Source organism: Pantoea sp. EKM101V, from assembly GCF_011800325.1.
In the GTDB taxonomy this organism is placed as follows: domain Bacteria; phylum Pseudomonadota; class Gammaproteobacteria; order Enterobacterales; family Enterobacteriaceae; genus Pantoea; species Pantoea anthophila.
In genome coordinates this window covers 85,386-97,498 of sequence record NZ_JAALFP010000011.1, presented here as the reverse complement: position 1 = coordinate 97,498, position 12,113 = coordinate 85,386, and the positions used below count along the sequence as shown (strand labels likewise).

The window sequence follows — 12,113 nt, the reverse complement described above, 5'->3', positions numbered from 1 at the left end:
ATAAAATACGTAATGGAAGTGGCACTGACCCATTAAACATTGATCGTGCCATCATTAATCCTATACCACTCATCCTGTTTGTCGTTTCAGAATACCCTTGAGACAGATGGCATTTCTGCTCTGGTATGCAGGTTGATTCGTGAAGCATGCAGCCAGAAAACAGTTAAATAGGATAGTGGGGGGGCGAAATTAAAGAATATTACTTACCCGGCATCCAGTGCGGGCAATCTCAGGCTGATGGATACAGTTTTAATGCGGGTGATCACGATGAAAAAGTGCCCACTGCTCAATGCGTTCGCCAGAAGGTAGCAGGCAATATAGAGCACTCCCCTTCGGGGAAACCGCCTTCACTTCTTCTCCACCCCGCTGGAGGCACCATTCACTGGCAGGATTGCGCATCGTCAAACGCCCAGGTTCTTCAATATGCGATGCACACCCTGTCAGTTTCAATGCAAATATCAATGTGATGCCAGTTATCTTATTTACAGTTTTCATTAAAACCTCTGATGAGAAACGCTTAAAGTGTGACTTAAGTAAAGGGCAGCGAAAATCTTTTTGAACACATAATTATAAAAATTTGCCTTGATCATTTGAGGAATAGCTATCAGGTTAAGCTTTCACATTTGAGTCTGAAAAAAAATTCATTACAGTAAACAGATAGAAGATGTATACAACACTGCCGATTAGAATTTTCTTTTTACTGCCAATACAGAAAATAAAAGCAATTTAAAACAGAATTCAGAATGCGTCATCATTTGCTATCAGCAGACCGACTGGATTTCAGAACGTGCCCCCAGTACAGTATATCTGTAAGGCGTATCCTTTTAAGCGTAACACCATTATCCTTCGTACGGTTATCAGTCCTGTCCTGTTTGACGCTTTAAATTCAGACTCATGGGGATAATGCTTATCCACCGTGGATTTCTAAGAGTCATTGAAAAGAACTCTTCGGTGTCTTGTTAAGCATATGGCAGTCTGACCATCAGCCTTATACACCAAGAGATGAACGTTGCACAAGCGCGGAGATCATGACGATTACAGACAAAAAAAATCAATAAATTTTCAATATTTTCTCATCTTACTGCCTAAACAGAATGTTAAGTGCACAAGCCGTCTGTTCTGACGATTTTCTCACAAAACCCATTAAGACTTACGATAATGAAGAAAATCATCAATAAAGCATGTGTAGCCGACCCGCTAAGTACCCAGTGAACCTGCTACATGGCGTGGCGTAATGAAGCTTATTCGAACACTTATGCTTCAACGGAGTTAATCACACCTCTATAAAGTTCAAGCAGTGAGAGATCGTTGATAAAAGCGTTGAACTCCATATCTCCCCGCAATGCGAACTTTTTCATTACATTATATTTGTGCGCATATACAGTTTTTGCTGATAAGTCTAATCGTTTTGCTGTCTGTCTCACACTATAGCCCTTTTTCAAAAAACTGAGTACCTGTAACTGGACTACCGTTATACGCGCAAAATCACAGCGCAGACAATCTGATGGCTGGAAGCCTGGCCCTCTATCCTGAGTGGTTAGCCAGAAGCGGGTTAAATTTCTGGATATTGTGCAGACAGAATCAGAACGTGGGATAACAAGCAAAGATCGGTAGCAAACAGGCAGTTGGTTCAGAATGACATCTTCATATTCATCGACAAAAACCATGATGATGCTACCGGGTTTACGATCGCGGAAAGCAGGTTGACACATGTACAAACGCCATTGTGACACATTAATCAGGATAAAATCAGCCTGCTTTAAGCTGCAACTATTGAAGCCAGATAAAAAGTTCACCTTAGCATCAGATAATAGTGCTCTCTCAATTATTTTTGAGATGCCTAGCCTGAAGAAATAATTCTCATTAGTACAAATGACATGAAATTCCATTTTTCCCCTTAGGCACCTCAAAATTAGCACCAATACTTCAGGTAAACTTCCCGTTAACCAGTACCAGCTCACCCTTTTCTTTTAGTTCTTTCAACACTCTGCATATGGAGCTTTTAGAAAGATGCGAACTATTCTCAATAAGGTAAAGCGCAGAAAAGCGTTTTTTAAGGTGTGCCGGTAGTTTTTCCCAGCGGCCAATGAGAGAAATAACCTCATCATATGAATTCTTTTTAGGCAGCTGAATGTAGCTCATCAAATCAGAATACTGACCTGATAAAATGGACATCGCATCATTAAAGAGATCTTTTTCAAAGATGAGACGCCAGAACACATCATAATCAATGAAACTGACTTTACCATAATCAATTCTCTCAAGATAAACCGGAGGTTCATCCAGTGCAGGTGTGACACCAACCACAAAAGGAGCGGATAAAATATTGAGGACCTTATTTTCGCTTTTAAGCTTGAGCAAAAAATCCCCATCCAGAATAAACATGACACGACGTACATTATCTTTAGTCAGATGATAACGACGCTTGCCGCGTGAGATCTCGTCTGGATTAGCAACTTGAGTATATCCTGCCAATGCATCGATGATTCGTTCATGATTTTCGGTTACTCTATACATAATAATCAACTCAATCTAACTAACACAGGGTTAGTGATTAGTAGTAAAATTTGTAACATCGGTTTTTATAGTCTCTTTTTCGCCTGGTATACTGCACGCCCCAGCTCGCCTCCGCAATTCGAGCTTAATGTAAATTATTATTGGTTTCACTATAGTAAAACCGTCACGATAAAATTCAACACCATAAAAAAACGAAATGAAAGAGCACACGGCCAATGCATGGCATAAAAACCAGATATTACACCACTAAAAAGTCATTTAATCAGCATATAAAGCCAGCTTATGGTCCGTTACTGATAGTCTTATAACTTTTTCAGAAAAAGTGAATCGTTCATAATCATTTGAAGTTAAATGTTATAAACCTGATACATCACTATCAGACATCAGAAGAAAAATGGCTTAATTTTGCGATGAGAATAATCAAATCATACTGACCTCATTGTTAACTCTCCCTTCTAAAATAAAGAACATTTATTACCTCTTGAGAGTCATTAAACCATATGCACAGTCATCCAGGCATTTAAATTATAAAATGCATATTATTTAGATTTTTAATTTATATTTTTCATATTAATCAGATTTAAATTCTGATCCAGAGCGGTTTTTTGTCGCCCGTTTTTTACTTATTACTCACAAAAGAGCATAAACATCTGGTCATGGAGCAATTTCTGATGAGCATAAAACTATCAATACCTTTTAAGTTAATCCTCAGAGTTGCCCGTGGCGTCCTGTTCTTCGCTGGCAACATTTTTACAGCTTGTGCTACGTCCTTTATTTTAGAAGATAGAAACCAAAGCAATAAGACACCATTCCTTAGACAGGCTTAATTCCACGCACATGGTTATCACATTATGAATGGTGGGCTCATGCCAGAATATTAAAACCAGCACCATAGTCTTAATTTCACTTAATCTTTTATAAGTCTCTCAGGTAAGAAAAACCATAACGCCCGGCTTTCCTGGAAGATAGCATATTTATCAAGGCATCAGCCGCGTAGATTAATAGCCTCCTCCCCTGGCATATCAATTCATTTTATCCATGCAGCCCTCATAAATGAAGAAACAGCCATGGTTCAACGACTATAAATTGCAGGCGCAGCCAATCATGTGGCCTGTACCTGCTGGAAAACTGACTGCCTTAAGCACTCGCCTCATAATTTAAAACAGATGCCATTGAATTAACTTCGGGAACAAGAACGAACACTTTTCATTAACCGGCATGCAATAAAACACACAAAATTAGATTCCCCGCTAAAGAACTGGCTCTATTTATGAATGTATTTCATCTTTCTGCCGCCGAGGAAAAAACCAAAAACAAATACTTTTTTAAAGAAATAAAAAACTCAGCAAAACAAAAAAATTACCTATATTGCCATATGAGATCCCTCAGCCAGGGTATGAGTTAAATTAAGAGTTTTTAAGATTACTTCACATGTGGTGAATGGCGTGGAACTTTAATATTTCTACGCCAAATAAGACTCTCTTATCCTGGCCACCCAAGGTTTCATGTTATCCGAAGCAATCTGAAACCTAATACCTTTATACGATAGGGAAATTTAATGATGAAAAAAATCGCCTTTTTATCTGCATCTGTAATGTCTGTGCTGTTCGCTTCGCAGGCTTTTGCATCTAACAACACTATTACTTTTCAGGGACGAGTAGATAGCCAAACCTGTACAGTAACAGTTAATGGCAACACTGCAAAACCAACGGTACTGCTGCCAACCGTCAATGTTGATGCTCTGAAAGAAAGTGGAAGTACTGCCGGTCAGACAACCTTCGATATCGGCATTACAGGCTGTAATGATAGCGACACTGCAACAACTGTTTCTACCCTGTTCAACGGAAACAGCGTGAGCGCAAAAGGTAACCTGAGCAACGTTGCAGCTGCAGATGAAGCGGCGCAGAACGTTGAAATCCAGATTCTGAACACTAAAGGTGGCGCCATCGACTTTAACCTGGGCCAATTCAACGGCGAGGGCGATTTACTCCTGGCAGCCGGCGAGAAAGACGCATCTGCGACTTATACCGCACAATATTATGCTACCCAGGCTGCATCTGCCGGTGCTGTTGAAGCATCCTTACAATATGCAGTGAGCTATAACTAATAAGTAAATTATCAGGGATGTGAATTTTCTAAACATTATTTAGATTAAATCGGGCCATGGATGGCCTGCTTCTCTTTGATCTTGATTCTGGCAATAATTTTCTTATCTTAACGGATGGCTATTATGTCTTGCTTACCTATAATTCGTTTATCATGGCGTAGCATTTTATTGCTTTTGTTTTCCTTTTTCATTTGCGGATCAACACTTGCTAGCGTTGTGATGACCGGCTCGCGCGTAATCTATCCTTCTGATGCTAAATCCGTCGATGTGCAGCTAAAAAATAATGACGACTTCCCTTATGTCATCCAGGCCTGGTTTGACAGTGGCGATAATAATTCTACGCCAGCTACCGGTAAAGCACCCTTCGTAGTTACACCACCGACATTCCGGATTGCAGCAAAAGATGGTCAGGTAATGCGTATTTTCTTTACTGGCGGTAATACATTACCGCAGGATCGAGAGTCTGTTTTTTACTTTAATTTCCTGCAACTCCCGCCAGAAAACCTCTCTGGTGATAAAGGAAACCAGATGGTGGTTTTATTAAAAAACAGGATGAAATTATTTTATCGCCCAGCCTCACTAAAAACTAACCCTAAAAAAATATTTGATTATTTAACTTTTAGCAATATTTCTCCATCAGGCATCAGAATCACCAATACCTCTCCCTACTACATTTCGTTGAGTAAGGTAGCGGTCAGAAATGCAGTGGCAAAAAAAGCGGCGCCTATGATTTCCCCATTTTCCTCAGTTGATGTGGCTTTAACGTCAGGGAAAACCACAGGTAACACCCAGGGAATTGAAATCGGTTTAATCAATGATTATGGGGCAACGGTGACACATGAATATCCAATTCAAAAATAAAAAAAATGGCTTTCATCTTGCTCTGGTTACTTGCTTAGTAAAAGCCGCATTATTTACACAAGCTGCTCACGCTGAAGAATACCGATTCGATAATCATTTACTGGCAGGATCTGGCTTTGCACAGGGCGTTGACCTTAAGCAGTTCAATGAAAAGCAGGTAGCGGTTGCTGAAGGTCAACAGATCCTTGATGTCAGCCTGAACGGAGTAAAAGTCAGAAGTCAGGTAGCGGTGAATTTTCGTAAAAAGGATGCCGCAGATAAAAGCGCGCAACCTTGCATCGATGCTGAAATGGTAAAAATACTCCAATTGAAATCTGGTCTGCCGGATGCGAGTAAAGAGCAATGCTGGTTACTTTCTGATATCACAAAACAGGGAAAATGGAACATTAAGCAGTCCACACTAACACTGGACTTTCTCATCCCTCAAATTTTTCTTAACCGCAAACCGCGTAATTATATCCCTATTTCAGAATGGGATGCGGGTGCACCACTGATATTTTTACGTCACAATACCAGTTTTACCCGCAATATTGTTCGTGATTCCCACTACAACTATATGTGGAGCATGATTAATGCTGGCGGAAATCTCGGTATGTGGCAACTGCGTCATCAGGCCAACCTGCGTTATATGGAAAGCAGTACTGGTGGCGATCATTACAAATGGAACTCTGTGCGCACCTGGGTACAGCGTCCATTGCCAGCTATATCCAGCGAGCTGATGGTCGGTGACACTTACACCGACAGCTCAATGTTTGGCTCAATGTCCTTTAACGGTGTGAAACTGGCCACCGATCAACGTATGTGGCCGCAAGCTCGCCGCGGTTATGCACCAGAAGTACGTGGTGTTGCTACCAGCACCGCACGAGTCCTTATAAGACAGGCCGGGAATGTAATATATGAAACGCAGGTACCACCTGGCCCTTTCCTTATTGACGATCTCTATAACACGCGTAGTCAGGGTGATTTAAAAGTTCAAATCATCGAAGCTGACGGCAAATCTTCATTTTTCACCGTCCCTTACGCTGCGGTGCCCAACTCTATGCGTCCGGGCAATCTCAGCTATCAGTTCGCCGCCGGTAAAGTCAGAAATTATTATTCTGTTCAGAATGCCTTCACAGAAGGTGTATTGCAGTATGGCCTCAGCAATAGTTTTACTTCAAATTCAGGGGCTCGTTTCGCCAACAACTACCAGGCTTTGCTGATGGGGGGTGTCTATGCCTCTGAGCTGGGCGCATTATCACTTAATACCACCTGGTCACATGCTAAGGTGGAAAACGATATGACCCAAAGCGGCTGGCGCGCTGAGATGTCTTATAGCAAAACCTTCCCGACTAATACTAACCTGGTACTGGCAGCCTACCGCTATTCCACTTCAGGTTATCGCGATCTGGAAGATGTGCTGGGTGTACGTCGGCAGCAGGATGGCGGTACGAATTACTATTCCGACACAATCAAACAGCGCAACCGCTTTACGGCAACCATCAGTCAGAACATGGAGCAATATGGATCCGTCGCCTTGAGCGGCAGTAGCACTGACTATTATAACAATCGGTCGCGTATTACCGAGCTACAGCTTTCCTACAACAATATGTGGAAAAGGATAAGTTATAACATCAATGCTGGAAGGCAGCGCTCCACCTGGAGCAGTAACAACATATACAGTGTGAATGACCGTGATTACGATTCAAGCCGTACTCAGAAATACACTGAAAATGTGGTGTCCATTGGCATTTCCATTCCGCTCGACTGGCGTGATAGCCGCTCGACGGTTTCTCTTGATATGACAAGGGATAACAATACAACCTCAGCAATGACGACGCTTTCTGGTTCTGCAGGACAGAATAGTGATTTTACCTGTTCACTCTATTCAAGTTATGACAAATACCGCAATGCTGGAGAGGGTAAAAAGCACTCCACCCGCTGGGGAACTAATGTGCAGGAACGTACCCGTCTGGGAACTGTTCGCGCGTCCTATTCCCGCAGCGATGATTATCACCAGCTTGGCCTGGGAACTTCAGGCACACTGGCTATCCATAGTGGTGGCGTCACCTATGGTCCCTATACGAGTGATACCTTTGCGCTGGTAGAAGCCAGGGGTGCGAGTGGGGCGATTGTGAATAACGGGCAAGGTGCCAAAATCGATCCTTTCGGTTATGCCATCGTGCCATCGCTGGCACCGTACCGCTATAACACCATCAGCATTGATGGTAACTCCATGTCTCAGGATGTTGAGCTGGAAGGCGGTAATGTGCGCGTCGTGCCCGTGCTCGGCGGTGTACCGAAAGTTACATTCAAAACTGTGTGGGGAACTCCAACACTGATTCTTGCCAGACTGGCAGACGGTACACCAGTACCAATGGGTGCAGATGTTAAAGACAGCGAGGGCAACCGCGTTGGAATGGCGGGTCAAAATGGCCAGATTTACGCTCGTCTTCCTCATGCCTCGGGTACGTTATTTGTTAGCTGGGGAAACAGCAATAAATGCCGAATTAACTATCAATTGCCTTCTAAAAAGGTGAGCGATAACAGTTTTGTCAATTTAAGCGGCACATGTATCCAGTGAACCTTATTTCGATGAGTACAATCATGAAACGTAACATCACTAAATTGAAACCATGGCTGGTCGCCTCAATATTATTAGCACTAACGCCAGTAGCTCAGGCAACCTGCTACAAGGTCACCTCCATAGGCAAAACGACCCGTTCGATTCCTCAGGAAGTGGCAGATTTAGGATATACCGCTAAAAATTGGGGTGGGGTATTTGCCACGACTGCGGCATCTATCTCATTTGGAACAATTATTATGGGTACAGCCGCACAGTCAATTGCGCCTGCCGGAACGGTATTAGCCGTCGCAGATCTCCCTATCCTGGAAAAAGGGCAGAAAGTGTCCTATTCAGCTAATCAGATTGTGTTTAAATGCGACCTTTCCGATGCTGATGATATCTATGAAATCTATGCATTACCTGGCGTAAGCGGAGAGTTTTATGGTGGCAAAGAAGTTTCCGACGTCGAACATGGCTACCAGACACCTTCAAAGAGTATTGCTTATCGAATATTTAATCAGAGAACCGGGCTTTATTACACCAACTCCTGGCAGGAGCGCAAGCTTACAGAAGAAGATTATGTTGTCATTGGCTCGAAAATTTATATACCAGCATCCGCATTCGACAGCGCAACATTTGAATTGGTTAAATCCGAATTAGATTTTGGAATAGTACGACGAAATGCATTTGGACTGGCGACATCAGCACAAGGGTACGTGACCTTAAGAACGCCGACTATTAATAACAACGCCAAAACGGGTTCCTTAGCCAACAGCCCGGAGAAGAGTGATCATTCCGTAGCCGTCTGGACCATGGGAGGCGGTACCACCAATGTCATTCATGGTAATAACTGCACCCTGGGAGATTTTGACCAGGTAGTTAATCTACCGCCTATTACAGTGAGCGATTTAGAAAATGATGTGGCCAGCACTAAAACCTTTAATATTTCGATAGATTGTAATGCTGGCGCAATATCGGGTACGACTCCCGATGACGATGACGCACCGGTCGCTGTGGGTTTTCTGGTCTCCCCCTCAGCGAAATCAAAAGCAAGTGAGCTTAAATTGGAAAACAGTTCGGGTGGCATAAGCTATTTACTTGACGATAATTATGGTGCCAATGGCGTAGCTTCTGGGGTTGGTATCCGAATTTATTCATCTGGTACAAGTGCGCTTAACTTGTTGTCCAGCAGTACCGACACCGGTACCGGGAATACAGCAGGCTGGTATGGGTTTGCCGATCTCATGAATGTAACAGGTATTAATGCTTCTGGTGGCATGTCATACGCGGGTTCCTTTACGGCGTCTTTAGAACAAATTCCAGGTTTAACCGTAAAAACAGGTTCAGTTAATGCGCAAGCACAGATTATCGTTAGTCTGCAATAACCTGCTGCTTTTCGGTGCGCTTATTATGAGCACTGGCACTGCCAGTGCCGTTGTTAACAGCACTCAAAGCCGTCTCGTTTTCAACGAAAACAGTGTCGCAGAATCGATTACCGTCGTGAACTCAATCACTTCCCCAGCATTGGTTCAGATGTGGACAGATGATAATGAACCACTAAGTCCGCCAGATCGTATCAGCACACCGCTTATTGTGGTACCGCCAATGTTCAAATTGGCTCCAGCAGAGTCCCGCAACCTGCGGGTAATGTTACTTTCACGTGATGGAATGCCTAAAGACCGCGAACGGGTATACTGGCTGAATATTTATCAGATTCCTCCAAATACACAGCAGGAAACCGCAGAGGAAAAGAAAATAGTCCTGCCGTTGCGTATTCGCTTGAAAATATTTGTGCGTCCATCCGGACTTAAAGAACCTGACGAAAATATCGGCGAAAAGTTACGCTTTACTCTCAATCACACCAATGAAGAGAACGCCGTGCTGAAGGTGGACAACCCCACCCCTTACTACATAACTTTAGGAAGCATCAGTCTGGGTGAAAAACATCTGAAAGCCGATATGATTGCGCCCTTTTCCTCGATCTCATTCCCCGCGATAAACGCAGGGATCCAACGTACATTACGCTGGAGTGTGATTGATGATTATGGAAAAAAGACCCCATACAATAGAGAGTTAAGCAGCCCGTGAAAAGTAATATGCTCACGACATTAAATGTGACATTTTTACATAAATATCATATGTCGTACGATTTGATGGCTTCATTCATTCAACAGGAGATGAATGTTGACCATCTTCATCTGCATCGCTTCCCCGATATTAAAAGCATGATAGCAGCAGCCGAGAAAAACAAAATCGACATCATAATAATTAACTCATCATGTTTATTTGACAATAACTTTCAGCAGGATGAGATAAAAAAAGCACTTTCCAGGCTACATGAAATTAAAAACATCACTACTATATTCCTGGCCCAAAACATGAACAAAGCGCTGCTAAAAAAAGTAGCAAATGCAGGCGTGGATATTATGATTAGCTCACAGGATACGCCACAGGAATTGATTAAAGCACTCAAAACCGTTATGTTTGTCACTCCAGAAAAACCTTATATTTCTCATTCTTTACAGGAAGTTTTACAGCAGGAATATGCTCATCTGACACCAAAAGAGTGGGAGGTTATTAATCTCATCCAGGAAGGTCATACGTTGTCTGAAATAGCTTCTAAAAAATGCCGCGCCATGAGCACTGTTTCGACCCAGAAAAGAAATGCAATGAACAAACTCAACCTGCGAAATGAAAACGAATTGTTAATATTTTTGCATCAAAAAGCTTTCTTCTGATTTTTTAATATTTTTGGAAAACCATGCTCATTAAATTCGTTATCCCTGTAGCGGGAAGTTTATTGCTATCCAGTCAGGTCTGGGCACTTTCTCTTCAGGAATCATTGATTGCGGCCAATATCTATAATGCAGAAATTAACGCTGCCCGAAGCCTGCATAACGCTGATGGTCAAAAAAAGTATCAGGGGTTTGCTGGTTTATTGCCGACGATTTCTCTCGATGGTTCCTGGAGTAAATCCGATCAGCCGGATGCGGCCTATTCTGCTGGTGTAACCCGGCATAGCTATAGCTTCAACCTGCAACAGCCTGTTTTTGACATGTCGAAATATGCGACCTGGCGCAAAAGTGTGGTCATCGGCGATCTTGCAGATGTGAATCTGCTGATTGCCCAGCAAAAACTGATTAGTGATGTAACGTCCGCCTATTACGGCGTAGTCTATCAGCGTAGCGTACTGGAAACTAATCAGCGTATTCTGGCCGCTTTCAGTGCTAAGCTTAAACAGGCTCATAAGGCTCTTGAAGTGGGAGATGGCACACGGCTGGATGAAGCCGAAGCACAGGCCAACTATGATAAAGCAGTTGCCGATGAACTGGCGGCAGAAAATGATCTCCACGATGCTAATGTCTCATTCCGTCAACTTACCGGACTCAACGCGCAGGATATTTCAGATAAAAGCATGCGCTGCGTGCGTTATAATGAAAAACTCCTGCCGGAGCAATTAAAACGTGCCGCCGCCACAAATAATCTCGACGTTCTGGCCGCCATTCAGACTCGCAAAGCCAGTGAGGCTGATATTCTGACCGCAACATCCGGTCACATGCCAGTGATAACCTTTCAGGCGGGATATGGAAAAAACTGGAGCCGCGCCGAAGATGGCAACTATCTGGACACTATCTTCGGCACAACATCCAAAACTGATAACACACAAATCAGTATGAACATTTCAGTACCCTTGTTTGCAGGCGGTAGCCAGATTTCGCAAAGTCTTGAGGCCGCGCACCGCTACGAACAAAGCAAAGATTTAGTGATTGATGCCCGGCGCAGAGCCGAAGAAAAAGCTGTGCAAGCGGCATCTGCCGTCCTCAATAGCCAGTCGCGAATCAAAGCCTATGAACGGGCAATTACCTCAGCAAATAAACGCCTCATCGCTACACGTTATGGCCGGGAAATTGGCCAGCGGACGCTGATTGATGAATTTAATGCTGAAAAAGAGTACTTCCAGGCAATTCAGGATCTGGCGCAAGCACAAAACTTGTTAATCCAGTCAATCGTCAAATTAAAAACTGCCACTGGCTCACTCGACTTTAACGCGATGAAAAGCTTTAACTGTGGTGCATTGTGATC

The 12,113-nt window shown here is 43.2% G+C and carries 10 protein-coding genes; 7 read left to right on the top strand and 3 right to left on the bottom strand.

The window, feature by feature from the left end:
• Window positions 1–249: 249 nt before the first annotated feature.
• From HFD92_RS16940 to HFD92_RS16930, 3 genes are all read right to left on the bottom strand, one after another.
• Window positions 250–495, bottom strand: a complete 246-nt coding sequence (locus HFD92_RS16940; protein WP_167429336.1) for a DUF333 domain-containing protein — start codon at window positions 493–495, stop codon at window positions 250–252.
• A 758-nt stretch (window positions 496–1,253) separates the two neighbouring features.
• The gene (locus HFD92_RS16935; protein ID WP_167429335.1) at window positions 1,254–1,889 is read right to left on the bottom strand and encodes a LuxR family transcriptional regulator; all 636 of its coding nucleotides are present in this window, start codon (window positions 1,887–1,889) and stop codon (window positions 1,254–1,256) included.
• A gap of 37 nt (window positions 1,890–1,926) precedes the next feature.
• On the bottom strand, window positions 1,927–2,517 hold the full coding sequence (locus HFD92_RS16930; RefSeq protein ID WP_111208800.1) for a helix-turn-helix domain-containing protein: 591 nt from the start codon (window positions 2,515–2,517) through the stop codon (window positions 1,927–1,929).
• A 1,561-nt stretch (window positions 2,518–4,078) separates the two neighbouring features.
• On the opposite strand from HFD92_RS16930, the gene HFD92_RS16925 reads away from it, so the two are divergent.
• From HFD92_RS16925 to HFD92_RS16895, 7 genes are all read left to right on the top strand, one after another.
• Window positions 4,079–4,624, top strand: a complete 546-nt coding sequence (locus HFD92_RS16925; protein WP_370525231.1) for a fimbrial protein — start codon at window positions 4,079–4,081, stop codon at window positions 4,622–4,624.
• Between the two features lie 123 nt (window positions 4,625–4,747).
• The gene (locus tag HFD92_RS16920) at window positions 4,748–5,485 is read left to right on the top strand and encodes a fimbria/pilus periplasmic chaperone (protein ID WP_255461726.1); all 738 of its coding nucleotides are present in this window, start codon (window positions 4,748–4,750) and stop codon (window positions 5,483–5,485) included.
• Window positions 5,463–8,048, top strand: a complete 2,586-nt coding sequence (locus tag HFD92_RS16915; RefSeq protein WP_167429332.1) for a fimbrial outer membrane usher protein — start codon at window positions 5,463–5,465, stop codon at window positions 8,046–8,048. Before HFD92_RS16920 ends, HFD92_RS16915 begins: the two co-directional genes overlap by 23 nt.
• 23 nt (window positions 8,049–8,071) lie before the next feature.
• Window positions 8,072–9,415 carry a fimbrial protein gene (locus tag HFD92_RS16910; protein ID WP_167429331.1) on the top strand — a complete coding sequence of 448 codons (1,344 nt, stop codon included), beginning with the start codon at window positions 8,072–8,074 and terminating at the stop codon, window positions 9,413–9,415.
• Window positions 9,381–10,118 carry a fimbria/pilus periplasmic chaperone gene (locus HFD92_RS16905; protein WP_111208804.1) on the top strand — a complete coding sequence of 246 codons (738 nt, stop codon included), beginning with the start codon at window positions 9,381–9,383 and terminating at the stop codon, window positions 10,116–10,118. The genes HFD92_RS16910 and HFD92_RS16905 overlap by 35 nt, the downstream gene beginning before the upstream one ends.
• An 8-nt stretch (window positions 10,119–10,126) precedes the next feature.
• Window positions 10,127–10,768 carry a LuxR C-terminal-related transcriptional regulator gene (locus tag HFD92_RS16900; RefSeq protein ID WP_167429330.1) on the top strand — a complete coding sequence of 214 codons (642 nt, stop codon included), beginning with the start codon at window positions 10,127–10,129 and terminating at the stop codon, window positions 10,766–10,768.
• Window positions 10,769–10,791: 23 nt separating this feature from the next.
• Complete coding sequence (locus HFD92_RS16895; RefSeq protein WP_167429329.1) at window positions 10,792–12,111, top strand: TolC family outer membrane protein; 1,320 nt, start codon at window positions 10,792–10,794, stop codon at window positions 12,109–12,111.
• The last annotated feature ends 2 nt before the right edge of the window (window positions 12,112–12,113 follow it).